The 16,439-nt window shown below is 68.3% G+C and carries 16 protein-coding genes and 2 tRNA genes; 8 read left to right on the plus strand and 10 right to left on the minus strand.

Going from position 1 to position 16,439, the window contains the following annotated elements; all coding sequences use genetic code 11:
* The first annotated feature begins 7 nt into the window (after nucleotides 1–7).
* The 3 genes from ACWPN5_RS11715 (at nucleotide 8) to ACWPN5_RS11725 (ending at nucleotide 2,510) form a co-directional block, all read left to right on the plus strand.
* The gene (locus ACWPN5_RS11715) at nucleotides 8–604 is read left to right on the plus strand and encodes a hypothetical protein (RefSeq protein WP_145686714.1); all 597 of its coding nucleotides are present in this window, start codon (nucleotides 8–10) and stop codon (nucleotides 602–604) included.
* A gap of 175 nt (nucleotides 605–779) precedes the next feature.
* Complete coding sequence (gene egtB / locus ACWPN5_RS11720) at nucleotides 780–2,078, plus strand: ergothioneine biosynthesis protein EgtB (RefSeq protein WP_492295458.1); 1,299 nt, start codon at nucleotides 780–782, stop codon at nucleotides 2,076–2,078.
* 99 nt (nucleotides 2,079–2,177) lie between these two features.
* Complete coding sequence (locus ACWPN5_RS11725; protein WP_145686719.1) at nucleotides 2,178–2,510, plus strand: (2Fe-2S) ferredoxin domain-containing protein; 333 nt, start codon at nucleotides 2,178–2,180, stop codon at nucleotides 2,508–2,510.
* Nucleotides 2,511–2,599: 89 nt separating this feature from the next.
* Here ACWPN5_RS11725 and ACWPN5_RS11730 read toward each other — a convergent pair whose 3' ends face one another.
* On the minus strand, nucleotides 2,600–3,763 hold the full coding sequence (locus ACWPN5_RS11730) for a nicotinate phosphoribosyltransferase (protein WP_492295459.1): 1,164 nt from the start codon (nucleotides 3,761–3,763) through the stop codon (nucleotides 2,600–2,602).
* Between the two features lie 363 nt (nucleotides 3,764–4,126).
* Here ACWPN5_RS11730 and ACWPN5_RS11735 point away from each other — a divergent pair, with 363 nt between their 5' ends.
* The 3 genes from ACWPN5_RS11735 to ACWPN5_RS11745 all read left to right on the plus strand — a co-directional run bounded on the left by ACWPN5_RS11735 (nucleotide 4,127) and on the right by ACWPN5_RS11745 (nucleotide 7,172).
* Nucleotides 4,127–4,624, plus strand: a complete 498-nt coding sequence (locus ACWPN5_RS11735; protein ID WP_145686721.1) for a flagellar basal body-associated FliL family protein — start codon at nucleotides 4,127–4,129, stop codon at nucleotides 4,622–4,624.
* A 129-nt stretch (nucleotides 4,625–4,753) separates the two neighbouring features.
* Nucleotides 4,754–6,106 carry a glutathione-disulfide reductase gene (gene gor, locus ACWPN5_RS11740; protein ID WP_492295460.1) on the plus strand — a complete coding sequence of 451 codons (1,353 nt, stop codon included), beginning with the start codon at nucleotides 4,754–4,756 and terminating at the stop codon, nucleotides 6,104–6,106.
* 169 nt (nucleotides 6,107–6,275) lie between these two features.
* Complete coding sequence (locus tag ACWPN5_RS11745) at nucleotides 6,276–7,172, plus strand: manganese catalase family protein (protein WP_145699941.1); 897 nt, start codon at nucleotides 6,276–6,278, stop codon at nucleotides 7,170–7,172.
* A 54-nt stretch (nucleotides 7,173–7,226) separates the two neighbouring features.
* On the opposite strand, the gene ACWPN5_RS11750 is transcribed toward ACWPN5_RS11745, so the two are convergent.
* Nucleotides 7,227–8,576, minus strand: a complete 1,350-nt coding sequence (locus ACWPN5_RS11750) for an AmpG family muropeptide MFS transporter (RefSeq protein WP_492295461.1) — start codon at nucleotides 8,574–8,576, stop codon at nucleotides 7,227–7,229.
* A 216-nt stretch (nucleotides 8,577–8,792) separates the two neighbouring features.
* On the opposite strand from ACWPN5_RS11750, the gene ACWPN5_RS11755 reads away from it, so the two are divergent.
* Nucleotides 8,793–10,178, plus strand: coding sequence for a class II 3-deoxy-7-phosphoheptulonate synthase (locus tag ACWPN5_RS11755; RefSeq protein WP_014240660.1), 1,386 nt, complete (start codon nucleotides 8,793–8,795; stop codon nucleotides 10,176–10,178).
* Between the two features lie 124 nt (nucleotides 10,179–10,302).
* Here ACWPN5_RS11755 and ACWPN5_RS11760 read toward each other — a convergent pair whose 3' ends face one another.
* The 6 genes from ACWPN5_RS11760 to ACWPN5_RS11785 form a co-directional block, all read right to left on the minus strand.
* Complete coding sequence (locus tag ACWPN5_RS11760; protein ID WP_247888354.1) at nucleotides 10,303–10,710, minus strand: flagellar basal body-associated FliL family protein; 408 nt, start codon at nucleotides 10,708–10,710, stop codon at nucleotides 10,303–10,305.
* Between the two features lie 186 nt (nucleotides 10,711–10,896).
* Complete coding sequence (gabD, locus tag ACWPN5_RS11765) at nucleotides 10,897–12,390, minus strand: NADP-dependent succinate-semialdehyde dehydrogenase (protein WP_247889131.1); 1,494 nt, start codon at nucleotides 12,388–12,390, stop codon at nucleotides 10,897–10,899.
* Nucleotides 12,391–12,517: 127 nt separating this feature from the next.
* A complete protein-coding gene (gene panC / locus ACWPN5_RS11770; RefSeq protein ID WP_492295462.1) occupies nucleotides 12,518–13,408 on the minus strand; it encodes a pantoate--beta-alanine ligase in 891 nt (296 codons plus the stop codon).
* Between the two features lie 151 nt (nucleotides 13,409–13,559).
* Nucleotides 13,560–13,724, minus strand: a complete 165-nt coding sequence (locus tag ACWPN5_RS11775) for a hypothetical protein (RefSeq protein WP_014240656.1) — start codon at nucleotides 13,722–13,724, stop codon at nucleotides 13,560–13,562.
* Nucleotides 13,725–13,957: 233 nt separating this feature from the next.
* Nucleotides 13,958–14,032: transfer RNA gene (locus ACWPN5_RS11780), tRNA-Val, on the minus strand.
* A gap of 132 nt (nucleotides 14,033–14,164) precedes the next feature.
* Nucleotides 14,165–14,239: transfer RNA gene (locus ACWPN5_RS11785), tRNA-Val, on the minus strand.
* 165 nt (nucleotides 14,240–14,404) lie between these two features.
* Between ACWPN5_RS11785 and ACWPN5_RS11790 the strand changes: the two genes are divergently transcribed.
* Nucleotides 14,405–15,292 carry a DUF3108 domain-containing protein gene (locus tag ACWPN5_RS11790; RefSeq protein ID WP_145686732.1) on the plus strand — a complete coding sequence of 296 codons (888 nt, stop codon included), beginning with the start codon at nucleotides 14,405–14,407 and terminating at the stop codon, nucleotides 15,290–15,292.
* A gap of 4 nt (nucleotides 15,293–15,296) precedes the next feature.
* Here the strand turns inward: ACWPN5_RS11790 and ACWPN5_RS11795 are convergent, their stop codons facing one another.
* Nucleotides 15,297–15,575, minus strand: coding sequence for a hypothetical protein (locus ACWPN5_RS11795; protein WP_145686734.1), 279 nt, complete (start codon nucleotides 15,573–15,575; stop codon nucleotides 15,297–15,299).
* A gap of 146 nt (nucleotides 15,576–15,721) precedes the next feature.
* Nucleotides 15,722–16,417, minus strand: coding sequence for a phosphoglycolate phosphatase (gene gph / locus ACWPN5_RS11800; protein WP_492295463.1), 696 nt, complete (start codon nucleotides 16,415–16,417; stop codon nucleotides 15,722–15,724).
* Nucleotides 16,418–16,439: the final 22 nt, after the last annotated feature.

Below are 16,439 nucleotides of genomic sequence, written 5' to 3' on the forward strand. Positions count from 1 at the left end.
GGTCGCCATGACCGACGGATCGATCGGACGCCCGGAACCCCTGGTCCGTTCGGCCGGCGTGGTGGATCGCACCGGCAGCGCGACCGACCGCCGGAAACGGCGGCAGAATCGGCAGGACCTGCAACAGCAGGAGCGCGAGCAGCAGGAACGCCGCGACCAGGACGAGGCCAACCACAAGCGGCGGCGCCTCTACGACCTGCTGTTCGACGAGATCGATGAACTGGACACGCTGAACGCCGGGCAGCGGGCGCGCATCAAGCAAAATCTGCGCGCGCAACTCGCCAACCGCCGCCCGCCGCCGCACCTCGCCCCCAACCTCGCCCAGCCGCCGCCGGCGGATCAGGACATCGAACGCATCGCGGCGGCGCTCCTTGAGAAAGCCCTCGCGGCCCAGTCGGTCGACCATGACCACATCGTCGACATGGCGGCGCCGACTCACCCGGCGCTTCCGCCCGGACAGACGGCGGAGAATGTGGCGCTCGCCAACCAGCTCCGCGATTGCCTGGAACAGCGGACGACGACATCGCGGCGCGTCGCCGTGTATCTGCGCCTGCTCCTGACGCTCGAAGGCGCCTTCCGTCCGCATCTGGTGGTGGACGCCTGACCCCAAGCCCACCGCGGGTGCGATGCGCGAATTCGGAGAAAGCCCCCCTCCGATGCGCCACCCAGGATGGTTGGACCATGCGGCACAATGGACCTGTTGTTTCTCCGGCGGAGTCCGGGCGCGTTCCCGCGCCGTTCCCGCCGCGGAAAACCCGCTCCCGCAGGGAGGTTCCCCCGTGCCCGACACCCATCTCGCCACGCACGCCCAGCCGTCCGGCGACGCCCTTCGCCAAGCGCTCTCCACCCGTTTCCAGAAGATCCGCGCCCGCACCGCCGAACTCGCCGCCCCTCTGTCGCCCGAGGACCTGATGGTCCAGTCGGTGGCCGACGGCGCCCCGGCCAAATGGCACCTCGCCCACACGACGTGGCTGTTCGAAACCACCGTCCTGGTGCCCTGCAATCCCGGTTATCGCCCCTTCGACCCGGCCTTCCTCACCCTGTTCGCCGCGCGCGACGACCGCTTCGGCAGCCACCAGCTTCCCTCCCCCACCCTGCGCCTGCTCTCCCGGCCCAACGCGGCGGAGGTGATGCGCTACCGCGACCATGTGAACGCCGCGGTGCTGCACCTTCTGAACCAAGCCGACGAAGCGGAGTTGCCGGAGATCGCCGACCGGGTGATCGTCGGCATCACGCACGAGCGGCGCCACCAGGAACGGCTGCTGACCCACATCAAGCACGCCTTCTGGAGCAACCCGCTGCGCCCTGCCTACGACCAGCCGCCGCAGAGCGTACCGGCCCCGCCACAGCCCGAACGCTGGATCGAGCATGAGGGCGGCCTCGTCGAGATCGGGAGGACGGAGGCCGGAGCCGGGTTCGACCATGAGGGGCCACGCCACCGCGTCCATCTGGAGCCCTTCCGCCTCGCCGCCCTGCCGGTGTCCTGCGGCGCCTTCCGCGACTTCATCGAGGACGGCGGCTACGCCAAGCGCTCGCTCTGGCTTGCCGATGGCTGGGAGGCGGTGCAGACCGAGGGTTGGCAGGCTCCGCTCTATTGGGAATGGCGCGACGGCGCGTGGCAGATCTTCACCCTCTACGGCATGCGCGCGCTCGATCCCGCCGAGCCGGTCTGCCATGTCAGCTGGTTCGAGGCGGACGCCTTCGCCCGCTGGGCCGGCAAGCGCCTGCCCGAGGAGGCCGAGTGGGAGGCCGTGGCATCGCGCTGCGACAGCATGGGCAACCTGCTGGGCACCGGCCACCGTCACCCGCGCCCCAGCACCTGCCACGGCGACGGCCCCTGGCAATTGTTCGGCGACGTGTGGGAATGGACGCGCAGCCCCTTCGCTCCCTACCCCGGCTACCGCCTGCCGGACGGGGTGGACGAGGCCGTCCATGGCCGTTTCATGATCAACCGCATGGTGTTGCGGGGCGGCAGCTGCGTCACCCCCTTTGACCACGCCAACCCGACGACCCGGCATTACCTGCGGCCGGAATCCCGCCTCTCCTTCACCGGCCTGCGGCTGTCAGAGGATGCCTGATGAATAGCACAGCCGAGACATTGGAATCGTTTTAAACGGTGGCGCTGCAGCGCAGCAAGCTCTATAACCATAATTAAATTATGGCCTATGGAGCCTTCGATGTCTCTCGACCTGCCTCAGGTGTTCCGCCACCACGTCTTTTGTTGCGCCCAGCAGCGCCCGCCCGGCCACCCGCGCGGGAGCTGCGCGGCGAAGAACGCCCACCCGCTGTGGGAGCAACTCGGCCAGCGCATCCAGGCCAAGGGGCTGCTGGACGTCGGCATGGCCTGGACCGGTTGTCTCGGCTTCTGCTCCGCCGGGCCGCTGATGGTGGTCTATCCGGAGGGGCTGTGGTACCGCCCGGAAACGCCCGCCGACATCGACGAGATCGTCGACTCGCACCTCGTCAACAACACGCCGGTCGAACGGCTGGTGATGGTGCTGTCCCGCTGAACACAGGCGCTGAACGCAAAAGCCCCTCCGCGGCGCGGCCAGCGGAGGGGCGTTCTTCTTGCGGACCGTCAGTGTGCGGAACGACGATGCTACTTGCGGAACAGGAACTCGCGGCCGACCTTCACGCGCTTCTCGCCGTCATATTCGATGATGTCGGCGGTGGCGTAGGTCTCGGTCCAGCGCTCGGGCAGATAGCTGCCGGTGCCGATGATGTCGACGGGGGCGTTGGCCTCCGCCATCAGGCGGCACTTCGCCGGGCCGAAGCCGGAGCTGGCGACGATCTTCACCGCCGGGAAACCGGCTTCGTCCAGCTTCTCGCGCATGAAATGGATCGCCGCCGCCGACACGCCGGTGCCGATCAGGTAGCGGAGCTGCGTCTCGTCGCGGTAGCCGCGGATGGAATGCGGCGCGTGCCGCTCCAGCACCGCGTAGGAGCCCGGCGGGTCCAGCCCCTCCAGGAAGCGCCCGCCCGGCGTGTCGAGCCGCACCGCCAGCTTGCCCTGCGCGGCGAGGCCGGGGAAGCGGCGGCAGACCTCCAGCGCGTCGGTCACTTCGCGCCCGAAGTAATCGACCAGGACGGTCAGCGGCAATTCGGGGAAGGTCTCGTGGAACATCTCCGCCGCCCGCACGGTCGATCCGGCGTAGCCGATCAGCGCGTGCGGCATCGTGCCCATACCCTTCTTCTGGCCGAAGAAATGGGCGGTGGCGTCGGTCGCGTTGCCGATGAAGCCCTTGGCGCCAACCTTGCGCTTCGCCCGGTCCGACCCGACCGAGGCGGCGTAGGCCATCATCTCCTCCATCTCCGTGCCGGCGCAGTGGCGCGCCTCCATGGCGAGGAAGGCGGTCTTCGGCAGGTCGGCACACATGGTGAAGGCGTTGTAGGCGCCGACGCAGGCGGGGCCGAGCTTCTGCAGGATGATCGTCTCGGTGTCGACCAGATGGTAGAAGGAGCCGGTGATGTAGAGGATCGGCTCGCCCGCACCGACCCACTTTCCTTCCGGATAGTTCAGGACGATGTCGAGCTCGAACCCGCGCTCCCGCGCCACCGCCTCCAGCCATTCGATGGCGAGTCGCGGCGCGCAGACCACCGGGCGGCGCATGAAGATGGCGTAGGTGACCTTCTTGTCACCGAATTTCCCAACCGCCTCCTTGGTCCGCTTGAAATAGGTATCGGTCCATTCGGTGATGGCCGACGCGGGCGGATGACTGGCGGGCGCGTGACTGGCCGGCGGCTGGTTCCTGGTCTCGTCCATGGCGATGTCCTTGTCTTCCCGCTCTTGCCCTTCGCGACGGTCACGTCCGGAGGCCGCCCCCACCGCGGGAACGGCGATCCGATAGAGAAACCAGCATTATACGCCCCGGCCCTCCGGTGGAAGAGGCTTCATCCGCGACAGCCCACCGCCGCAAGCAACAGTGATTTACCAAAAATACGCTACGAAATCCGACGCATTTCAAACACAAAGAAGATGAGAAGAGATATGCAGTTCCTGACTGTAATGCGCTCTCGCCAAAAAGTATAAAATACCTGCATTTGACGATTTCCTTTTACCCATCCACCATGCACCCAAGAACAGGCGCCGCTCCCCTTCGGTGCCCGAAAAAGCGACGAGGTCGGCATGAGCCGGACAATCCGCCAGAACGCGCCGAACATTAAGGCGGCTCCCTCGACGCTCGATCGTCTCGGCCGCCGGGTGGTGGTCGGGCTTCTCTGCACCATGGCCGGGCTGGCCGCCGCCGGCACCGGCGGCGCCTTCCTGCTGAAGCCCGGTACGGCGCAGGCCGGGCGCGTGGTGGGGGACACGCTGCGCACCGCCGCCAACTACGCACGGCTGCCGGCGATGATCTTCACGCTGAGCGACGGCGACCGCCTGCGCGAACTGCGGGTCCGTGTGGTGCTCGACATGGAGCCGACGGCCCCGGTCAAGACGGTTGAGAGCTACGGGCCGCGCATCGCCAGCGCCATGACCAACGTGATGCTGGAAACCGACCCCGGCGAACTGCGCGGGCGCAACGGCGCCTTCTACATCAAGGATGCGGTGATGCGCACCGCCGCGAAGGAACTCGGCGCGATGAAGATCCGGCAGGTGCTGGTCCAGGAACTCGTCATGCGCTGACGGAAATCCAGCCCGCCGCCCCGCTCCATCGCCTCGCCCAAGGCTCGACAGGCGTTCCGGAATGGGGAACACTCCTGTCCCGTTCGGATCGTGGGCCGCTATGGCTCTTGGGATTGCAAGGAGACGGCCGTGGCCGAGTTCGATTTCGACCTGTTCACCATCGGTGCCGGCTCCGGCGGCGTCGCGGCCAGCCGGCGGGCCGCGGCCATGGGGGCCAAGGTCGCCATCTGCGAAGGCAGCCGGGTCGGCGGCACCTGCGTCATCCGCGGCTGCGTGCCGAAGAAGCTGCTGGTCTACGCCGCCCAGTTCCGCGACGCCTTCGAGGATTCCGGCGCCTATGGCTGGTCCACCACCATGCCGGCCTTCGACTGGGCAACGCTGATCGGACGCAAGGACGCCGAGATCGACCGGCTGAACGGCATCTACATCAAGATGCTGGAGAACTCCGGGGTCACCCTGCACACCGGCTTCGGGCGGCTGGTCGACCGCCACACGGTGGAGGTGGCGAACAAGCGCTACACCGCGAAGAACATCCTGGTCGCCACCGGCGGCTGGCCGGCGTTGCCCAAGATTCCGGGGATCGAACACGCCGTCACCTCCAACGAAGCGTTGCAGCTCGGCACCCTGCCCCACTCCGTCATCATCCTGGGCGGCGGTTACATCGCCGTCGAGTTCGCCGGGATCTTCCGGGGCCTGGGCGCCGAGGTCACGATCATGATCCGCGGCGAGGAGCTGCTGAACGGCTTCGACGACGACATCCGCGTCGCGCTGGCCCAGGAGATGCGCAAGCGCGGCATCACCATCCTCACCCGCACCCAGCCGGTAAAGGTCGAGGAAGGCCCCGGCGGCTTCACCGTCACCGACCAGCTGGGGCGGGAGCATTCCGCCGGCCTCGTCATGGCGGCAACCGGGCGCCGTCCGAACACGCGCGACCTCGGGCTGGAGGCCGCCGGCGTGGCGCTGGACGAGGCCGGGGCGATCCGGGTGGACGAGTATTCGCGCACCAGCGTGGACAACATCTTTGCCGTCGGCGACGTCACCGACCGCATGGCCCTGACCCCCGTCGCCATCGCCGAGGGGCGGGCCTTCGTCGAGACGCTGTTCAACGACAACCCGACCAGCATCAGCTACGCCAACATCCCGACCGCCGTCTTCTCCATCCCGCCGCTCGGCACCGTCGGCCTGACCGAGGCGGAGGCGCGGGCGAAATTCGCGACGGTGGACATCTACAAGGCCGGCTTCCGCCCGATGAAGCACACCATGTCGGGCCGCGACGAGCGCGTCCTGATGAAGCTGGTCGTGGACGGGGAGAGCCAGCGCGTGCTCGGCTGCCACATGATGGGCATGGACGCGCCGGAGATCGTCCAGGGGCTGGGCATCGCCCTGAACTGCGGCGCCACAAAGAGAGATTTCGACCGCACCATCGCCCTGCATCCCTCTACTGCGGAGGAGTTCGTCCTGATGCGCGAGAAGGTGTCCTGACGATCGGACATAAAACCAAAGGTCAGGCGCCTGTTTTCCTGGAACGCTTCTAAGAAGCCTGTGTTGAGGGCACACGACGATGGCGGCGGCACTCACGGCGGCGGTCAAGCACCCCCGCCGAAGCCGCCGCCTCCGATCCTTCATCAAGGCTCCCGGAGGGCTCCTACGCATGTTCATGCACAACAAGAACCTGATGTACACCGTCCGCGTCGCTGAACCGGACCCGAAGCTGGCCAGCCTGATGCTGGAACAGTTCGGCGGACCCCAGGGTGAGTTGGCGGCGGCCTTGCGCTACTTCACGCAGGGCCTGTCCGACGAGGACCCGGGCCGCAAGGACATGCTGATCGACATCGCGACCGAGGAACTGAGCCATCTGGAGATCATCGGCAGCATCGTCGCCATGCTGACCAAGGGCGTGAAGGGCAAGCTGGCCGAAGGCGCCGAGGAGGTCACCGACCTCTACGCCGACATCGCCAAGGGCAACGGCAGCCACACGCTGGCCCTGCTCTACGGCGGCGGCCCGGCCCTGACCAACTCCGCGGGGCAGCTCTGGACCGGCGGCTACATCGACAGCATCGGCGAGCCGACCGCCGACCTGCGCTCCAACATCGCCGCGGAATCGCGGGCCAAGATCATCTATGAGCGCCTCATCAACATCACCCCGGACCCGGGCGTGAAGGACGCGCTGACCTTCCTGATGACCCGCGAGGTGGCGCACCAGAAGATGTTCGAGAAGGCGCTCTATTCCATCGAGAACAACTTCCCGCCGGGCAAGCTGCCGGGCAACCCCGAATACACCGACAAGTACTACAACATGAGCCAGGGCGACGGAGACATGCGCGGCCCGTGGAACCAGGGCGAGCAGTGGGAGTTCGTGAACATCACTCCCGACCAGGCCCCGGTCAGCGGCGGCGACGGCAACCCCTCGGTCCGGCTGGCGGCGGAAGAGATGAAGGCCGTCAACGAGGCCGCCAAGCGCACCATGTCGCGAACCGACGTGAACCCGGTGACGGGCGCCGACCTCGGCGCCGGCCCCGGCTCCGGCAAGATGACCCCGGTGAAGTAAGGTCCATATTCCCCTCCCCCGCCCAGCGGGGGAGGGTCAGGGTGGGGGCAAGTGTTACGTTCCTGCCTTCACCACCGCCTCGTCCGGCCTTGGCCGGGTCATCAGCCACAGCAGGACCAGCAGCCCCGGCACCGCCCCGCCGGTCGACAGCAGGAAGAAGCTGCTCCAGTCCATCCGCTCGGCCAGCCAGCCGGACGAGGCGCCGAACAGGTCGCCTCCCAGCTTGTAGAAGCTGCTGAGCAGCGCGTATTGCGTGGCCGTGTAGGCGGTGTTGCACAGGCTCGACAGATAGGCGACGAAGGCCGCCGTCGCGATGCCGCCGCAGACATTCTCCAGCGCCACCGTCACCGCCAGCGCCGACACGTCGTGCCCGACCTGCGCCAGCATGACATAGCCGAGGTTGGACAGCATCTGCATCAGCCCGCCGACCAGAAGCCCGCGCAGCACGCCGATGCGCCCGACCAGCACGCCGCCGATCAGCCCGCCGATGATCGTCGCCCACAGGCCGAACAGCTTGGTGACGTTGGCGATCTCCGTCTTCTCGAAGCCGAGATCGACGTAGAAGGGCGCCGACATCACCCCCGCCAGCACGTCCCCCAGCTTGTAGCAGGCGATGAACAGCAGGACCGCCGCCCAGGCCGGGCGGGCCATGAACTCCACGAAGGGCGCCACGACGGCGCCGTAAATCCAGGCCAGCAGGTCCGCCTTCCAGCCCGTCAGGTGCGGGCGGGCGGCCAGCCAATCGGCCACATGCTGCTCCCGCGCCTTGGACTCCGCGGTGTCCGCGACCTTCGGCTCGCGGTTCAGCAGGATCGTCACCATGCCGACCGCGACCAGCCCGGCCATGACGTAATAGGCGATGTGCCAGCCGAAGAACTCCGCGAGGTACAAGGCCCCAGCCCCCGCCGCCAGCATGCCGAAGCGGTAGCCGAGCACGAGGATGGCCGCACCGGCGGCCTGCTGGTGCTCCTCCAGAACCTCGACGCGGTAGGCGTCGACCACGATGTCCTGGCTGGCCGAGAAGAAGGCCACCACCACGGCCAGCATGGCGGTCCACCACAGGTCGGTGACCGGGTTGGTGCTGCCCAGCCCGATCAGGGCCGCCATCAGCCCGGCCTGGGCCACCAGGGCCCAGCCGCGCCGCCGCCCGAACAGCCGCGTCATCACCGGCAGGCGCAGCCGGTCGATCAGCGGCGCCCAGACGAACTTCAGCGCGTAGGGCATGGTGACCAGCGCGAACAGGCCGATGGCCGTCTTGCTGACGCCGCCCTCGCGCAGCCAGATCGACAGGGTGGACCCGGTCAGCGCCAGCGGCAGCCCTTCGGAAAAGCCGAGGAACAGAATGGCCAGAACGCGCCGGTCAAGATAGACGGAGGCCGCCTGACCCCAGGAGGATGGTTTCACCCGTTGACCCTTCCGCACACCTGCGTAACCGTCTGTATAGGCTCCCGCCGGACGCCCCGGCCAGCACGCTTTTTCGGGCGCGGCGCCGCATCATCCATTGCGGAAGTTGCGGTCGAAACTATGGAAAAATTTCCCGGCGACCGCTATACAGAGTACCCCTCTGGCCGTCATCCGGCCGTCGAGAGGAACCCTTAGCACAAGGAAAGAGCGGGCGTCATGGTTGAGCGTTGGTCCCCCGACAGCTGGAGGTCGAAGCCGGCGAAGCAGCTTCCGACCTATCCGGACCCGTCCAAGGTCGAAGCGGTCGAGCAGCGCCTGTCCTCCTATCCCCCGTTGGTCTTTGCGGGCGAGGCGCGCCGGCTGAAGGACAGCCTCGCCGCCGCCGCCGCCGGCAACGCCTTCCTGCTGCAGGGCGGCGACTGCGCGGAGAGCTTCGCGGAGTTCCACCCGAACAACATCCGCGACACCTTCCGCGTCCTGCTGCAGATGGCCGTCGTGCTGACCTTCGGCGCCGCCATCCCGGTGGTCAAGGTGGGCCGCATGGCCGGGCAGTTCGCCAAGCCGCGCTCCGCCGACACCGAAGTGCTGGAGGGGATCGAGCTTCCGTCCTACCGCGGCGACATCATCAACGGCTTCGACTTCACGCCGGACGCCCGCGTTCCCGACCCGGAGCGCATGATGCAGGCCTACACCCAGGCCGCCGCCACGCTGAACCTGCTGCGCGCCTTCTCCCAGGGCGGCTACGCCGACCTGCACAAGGTGCACCAGTGGACGCTGGGCTTCGTCGAGCGCTCCCCCGCCGGTGAGCAGTTCCGCGAGATCGCCAACCGGCTGGACGAGACGCTGGGCTTCATGGCGGCCTGCGGCATCACCGCCCAGACCACCCCGCAGATCCGCGAGACCGAGTTCTTCACCAGCCACGAGGCGCTGCTGCTGCCGTTCGAGCAGGCGATGACCCGCGTCGACAGCACCACCGGCGACTGGTACGACGTGTCGGCCCACATGCTGTGGATCGGAGACCGCACCCGCCAGCTGGACGGCGCGCATGTCGAGTTCCTGCGCGGCGTGAAGAACCCGATCGGCCTGAAGTGTGGCCCGACGACCGATCCGGACGAGCTGATCCGCCTGATCGACCTGCTGAACCCGACCAACGAGCCGGGCCGCCTGACCCTGATCGTCCGCATGGGCGCCGACAAGGTGGCGGAGAAATTCCCGCCCCTGCTGCGCAAGGTGCAGCGCGAGGGCCGCGTCGTCGTCTGGTCCAGCGACCCGATGCACGGCAACACCGTCAAGTCCTCCAGCGGCTACAAGACCCGCCCGGTGGAGAAGGTGCTGTCGGAGGCGCGCGACTTCTTCGCGGTGCACGAGGCCGAGGGCACCCACGCCGGCGGCGTCCATTTCGAGCTGACCGGCCAGGACGTGACGGAGTGCACGGGCGGCGCCCAGGCGATCACCGACCACAAGCTGGCGCTGCGCTACCACACCGCCTGCGACCCGCGGCTGAACGCCAGCCAGGCGCTGGAGCTGGCCTTCCTGCTGGCCGAGGAGCTGAAGCGCGCCCGTCTGAAGCGCGACGCCGACCGCCGGGCGGCGGCGGAGTAAGGCGTTCTCCTAGGGGCGTTTCGCCCCCTCCCCGACCCTCCCCCGCTTCGCGGGAGAGGGGGCAGTCTTCCCTCTCCCGCGAAGCGGGGGAGGGAGGGGGGGGCAAGCGGAGCCAGCGGCCCTCTTACCGCACCACCATCCGCTCCAGCAGCACCTCGCGCACCCGGATGGCCTGCGCCTCGCGCTTCATCACGCTCGCCACGGTGCTCTTGATCAGGTTGGCGCCCTCGGCCCCGTTCAACTGGCCGGGCTCGATCTGGCGCAGCCGGTCGGCCATCTGATCGGCGATGCGGGGGACGTAGGGCGTCGCCGGGTTTGGATCCGCGGTGGGTTCGATCTCCAGCAGCACGCGGATGTCCACTTGGCGCGCGTCGCCACCGCCCAGGGTGAAGGTCATCGTCGGAAGGGAGGCGTAGGTCTTCTGCGCCTTGCGGTCGCCACCGGCGCTGCGAGCGCCGGATTTGGCGGCGACCACCGTCCAGGTGCCCAGGGCGGCGAGCAGCACCAGGAACACCGCGATGAGGACGGGCATCAACGACACCGGGTCCCCATCGGAGCGCCGCAGCAGGAAGCGCACCGGGCCGCCTTTCCCCCATCATTCCCCTGGATGGGGCATGGGCATATTTAACGATGATTTATCCTAGATAAAAAAACGGGGCCGGTCAAAGCGACTTGCGCGACCGGCCCCGCTTTTTCACTTGAAATCAGCGCCCGATTTTCAGCCGCCGATGCCGCCCATGCACAAATACTTGATTTCCAAGTAATCCTCGATGCCGTACTTGGAACCCTCGCGGCCGATGCCGCTTTCCTTCATGCCGCCGAAGGGGGCGACCTCGGTGGAGATGATGCCCTCGTTGATGCCGACGATGCCGTATTCCAGCGCCTCCGCCACCCGCCAGACGCGCCCGATGTCGCGGCTGTAGAAGTAGGCGGCCAGCCCGAACTCGGTGGCGTTGGCCATGCGCACGGCCTCCTCCTCCGTCTCGAAGCGGAACAGCGGGGCGACCGGGCCGAAGGTCTCCTCGCGCGCCACCTTCATCGCCGGGGTCACGTCGGCGAGGATGGTCGGCTCGAAGAAGCTGCCGCCCAGCGCGTGCCGCTTGCCGCCCAGCACCACGCGGGCGCCCTTCTCCGTGGCGTCGCGGATGTGCTCCTCGACCTTCTCCACCGCCGCCATGTCGATCAGCGGCCCCTGCTGCGCCCCGTCCGTGGTCAGGCCGGGGCCGACCTTCAGCGCCTTCACCGCCTCGGCCAGCTTGGCCGCGAAGGCATCGTAGACCCCGGACTGCACCAGAAGCCGGTTCGCGCAGACGCAGGTCTGGCCGGTGTTGCGGTACTTGGACGCGATGGCGCCCTTCACCGCCTCGTCGAGGTCGGCGTCGTTGAAGACCAGGAAGGGCGCGTTGCCGCCCAGCTCCAGCGAGATCTTCTTCACCGTGCCGGCGCATTGGGCCATCAGCTCCTTGCCGATCTCGGTGGAGCCGGTGAAGGTCAACTTGCGCACCGTCGGGTTGCCGGTCATCTCGCCGCCGATGGCGCGGGCGGAGCCGGTGACGACGCTGAGGATGCCCGCCGGAATGCCCGCCCGCTCCGCCAGAACCGCCATGGCGAGCGCGGTCAGCGGGGTGGCGGTCGCCGGCTTGATAACCATCGGGCAGCCGGCGGCCAGCGCCGGACCGGCCTTGCGGGTGATCATCGCCGCCGGGAAGTTCCACGGCGTGATGGCGGCGGTGACGCCGATCGGCTCCTTGGTCACGACGATGCGGCGGCCCGGCAGATGCTGCGGGATGGTGTCGCCGTAGACGCGCTTGCCCTCCTCGGCGAACCATTCGATGAAGGACGCGGCGTAGGCCACCTCGCCCCGCGCCTCGGCGAGCGGCTTGCCCTGCTCCGCCGTCATGATGCGGGCCAGATCCTCCTGGTTCGCCATCATCAGGTCGAACCACGTCCGCAGGGTCTTCGCGCGCTCCTTGGCGGTCAGCGCCCGCCAGGCCGGCCAGGCGCGCTCGGCGGCGTCGATGGCCCGGCGCGTCTCGTCCGCGCCCATCATCGGCACGCTGCCCAGAACGCTGCCGTCGGCGGGGTTGGTCACCTCCACGGTCTTGCCGCTGTCGGCGTCGATCCACCGGCCATCGACGAAGCCCTGGAATCGCAGCAGCTCGGCGTCCTTCAACCCAAGACGGCGGGCGGTGTCCACGGAATCATACGGCATGGTGCCTTCCTTCCCTTGGTTCTTGCGCGCAACAGCGCGGTCGCCAGAGAGTATAGGACACCACACCCCCTCTGCGATCCTTCGCGTGGCGGGGCAGGCGTGCGGACCGGGGATGGAACGCCGGCGGCTACGCCGGAAGGACCGGGACGTTGTCGATCAGGCGGGCCTTGCCCATCCAGGCGGCGGCCAGCAGGCGCGCCGGACGCTCCACACGGGTCACCGGCGCCAGCGTGTCGGCGTCGCGCAGCTCGACATAGTCGATGGAGCCGAATCCGGCGGCGGTGATGCGCGCCCGCACCGCCTCCAGCACCGAGGCGGCCTCCGCGCCACCGGCCAACGCCGCGGCGGCCTCAAGGAGCGCACGGTTCAGCTCCGGTGCGCGGGCGCGCTCGTCGGCGGACAGGTAGGCGTTGCGCGAGGACATGGCGAGCCCGTCGGCCTCGCGCACCGTCGGCAGCCCCTCCACCCGCACCGGGATGTCGAGATCGCGGGCGAAGCGGCGGATGACCATGAGCTGTTGGTAGTCCTTCTCGCCGAACACCGCCACGTCGGGCTGGGCCTGCAGGAACAGCTTCGTCACCACCAGGGCGACGCCGCCGAACATCTGCGGCCGGAAGGTGCCGCACAGCCCCTCCGCCGGGCCGCCGACCGAGATGGCCGTGGCGAAGCCCTCCGGATACATGGCGCGCACCGTGGGGGCGTAGAGCAGATGGCAGCCCGCCGAGGCGAGCTTGCCCGAATCCCCGGCCTCGTCCCGCGGGTAGCGGTCGAAGTCCTCGTGCGGGGCGAACTGGGTGGGGTTGACGAAGACGCTGGCGACCACCTGGTCGGCCAGTTCCCGCGCGCGGCGCACCAGGGCGAGATGGCCGTCGTGCAGCGCGCCCATGGTCGGCACCAGGGCCACCGTCTTGCCGTCGCGGTGCCAGGCGGACACCTGGGCGCGGAGATCGTCGACGCTGCGGACGACCGGCAGGGGCTGTTCCGACTCCGGCAGGCGGGCGGCGGCGAGGGAGGTCATGGCGGGTGCTCCACAGGCGTCATAAACGGCGCTGGGATAAACCGCCGGATCGGCGCTGTCCAGTCATGGAATTAACCGGGCGAGCCCGAATTTGAAATTTTTCCATCCTGCGGGCGGGTCGGACCGCGCGGTCTCCCGCCCGCGGACTGGGTCAACGCATCAGCGTGACGACGACCAGATAGGTCAGGTTCACCCAGGCGCCGAGCGTGGCCAGGAGGACCAGGGTGGCCGGAGACAGCACCACCGAACCGAGGATCACGACAAGCGCCACGACCAGCAGGCCGAGGGCGAGAAGGGTCACGCGCGTATCTTCCATGTCACTGCTTCCAGATGATTGAGCAAATCGGATGTTGGAAGCGATAGACGAAAACCCCACGCGCTGTAGCTGATCTGAATCAACTGCGGCGGCGTTCGTCTCAAAAAGACACGCGCGGCTGCGCCGGGATTTTTGTGCAGTGAAACTCCGAGCACCGAATCGCGCCATTGGCGCGACGGTTCATTGCTGGAGCGTTTTCTGATGATGTTTTTGAGAGGAGGCGGCGTTTGGGATGGTGGGCGCAGTAGGGATTGAACCTACGACCCCACCCGTGTGAAGGGTGTGCTCTCCCGCTGAGCTATGCGCCCATCCCAAAGAAACAACCGCTGACGCACCACGGAGACGACAACGCGGAGCCCGACGGACCCCGATCTTGACCGGCCCATATGGTTGAGGGGATGGTACCATCCGCAAAGCCCAGGAACCACCGGACTTTGGGATGGTGGGCGCAGTAGGGATTGAACCTACGACCCCACCCGTGTGAAGGGTGTGCTCTCCCGCTGAGCTATGCGCCCATCCCAGTAAAACCGCGTCGGCATCAGGCTCGTTTCGCTGTCGCGTCGTTGCCACCGCTGCGGTGAGGCGGGTTTCTAAAGGCCCCGCCCCCTCCTGTCAAGCACCTGTTTCACACCAATATCAAAGAAGCCCTTCCGCCCGGAGCCCCCGATGAGCCAATGGACATGACGCACCGGACCGCGCTTCCCGTCAAGCTTCCCGCCAAGCGTCCCTCGGCCGCCCTCGTCGCCGGTCTCGTCGCCGGATTGGGCGCGGCGGTCACCGGGTTGCTCCCCCTGCCCGCCCTGGCGCAGCGCTGGCAGTTGGATTACCGCGTCCATGTCGGCGGCGTGGCCGTGCTCGACGCGCGGGCCGAACTGACCCTGACCGAGGGCCGCTACAGCGTTCAGGTCAACGCCGCGACGGACGGCTTTCTGGGGCGCCTGTTTCCCTGGGAAACGCAATCCTTGAGCGTCGGCACGGTGCGGTCCGACGGCGTCTCGCCGATCCGCCACACCCAATCCGGCGTCCTGCGCGGCTCCCCGCGGACGGTCACCCTCGATTACGGCCCGGATGGAAGCGTCCGCTCCCAGGTCTCCCCGCCGCCGGCGGAGGAGGACCGCGACCCTGTCCCCGAGAACCTCACGCGGCAGACCCGCGACCCGCTGAGTGGCGTCCTTGAGATGCTGATGGCGGGGCTGCACGGTGAGGGATGCCAGCGCACGGTGCCCATTTATGACGGGCGGAGGCGCTACGACATGATCTTCACGGACCGGGGAATGACCATGATCGGGGCGTCGCGCCATTCGGTGTTCACCGGCGCGGCACGGCAATGCCGGGTGTCGCACAATCCGATCGCCGGCTACGAGCGCACGCCACGCCAAGCCTTCTGGCAGCGCGGCGGAGGGCGGGAGGAACGCCCGCCCGTCGATTTGTGGATCGCTCCGGTGGAAGGGGCCGGCCCGCCCCTGCCCGTCCGGCTGGAGACCGACAGCGGATTCGGCGGGGTGGTCATCCACCTCACCGCCGCCCACAAGACCGACCAGACGGCGGAGCGCCCTGCCCCGCCTTAACGGATCAGGCGCGCCCGACGCCGCCGCTGCCGACGGTAGGGTGGTAGAGCAGGTCGGCCATCGGCCGCTCGGCCAGCGCCTGCTCGCACAGGCGGTTGAACTCGGCCATCTTGCGCTGGAGGTCGCTGTGGTGCGCCATCATCCGGTCGAAGTCGGCGGTGGCCGAGTCGATCTGGCTGTTGGCCGGGGTGCGGGCGGCGTTGTGGCCTTCGATGGACAGAGCGTCGGCGGAGAGGGTGTTGCCGGTCTGGGTCTTACCGGGGAAGGCAAGGATCTGGGCCATCGGGTGTCTCCTTCGCTCACCACCATTCGATGCACCCATCCAACTACATTTACCTTTCGTTAGCCACCGTTAATCCCTCGTTAACCATGACAAGAAGGAGACCTACGGCAAAGCCTTCGCTGCCCCCGCGAAGCCGGCCATCCCCTTCAGCGGCCCAGGCGCCGCAGGGCGTCCGGCAGGTCGGCGATGCGGTCGAGCAGCAGGTCGGCGCCCAGCTCCTGCACGGGCATGCGGGGATAACCGTAGGTCATCGCCACCACCGGCACCCCGGCGGCACGGGCGGCGGTCACGTCGTTGCGGTTGTCGCCCACCATCGCGGCGCGGCCCCCGCCCAGCGCCTCGACCACCCAGGACAGGTGGCGCCCGTCGGGCTTCTTCACCGGCAGCGTGTCGCCGCCGGCCAGCGCGCCGAACAGGGGCGACAAGCCCAGCGCGTCCAGCAGCTTCCGGGTGATCCGCTCCGGCTTGTTGGTGCACAGCCCCAGCTTCACGCCGCCCTCGGCCAGCGCCGCCAGGGTTTCCGGGACGCCGGGATAGAGCACCGGAGACTCGTCGTCCTGGAAGTAGTCGTCGAGGTAATCGGCCAGGGCCATCCGCAGCGTCTCCTCGGCCAGGGCGTCGCCCGTCGCCGCGAAGGCCTGCCGGACGAGCGCGGCCGAGCCGTCGCCCACCATGCCGCGCACCTGGGCCTCGCTGAGGGCCGGGCGGTCGAAGCGGGACAGGGTGCGGTTGAGGACTCGGGTCATGTCCCGCGCGCTGTCGATCAGCGTGCCGTCCAGGTCGAAGACGACCGCGGAAAAGGGAATGGCGACGGGCGCGGCAGCGGGCATGGCAGCGGGCATGGCGGATATCCCAGGGTGTTCG

This window comes from Azospirillum sp. UENF 211521 (genome assembly GCF_058780535.1).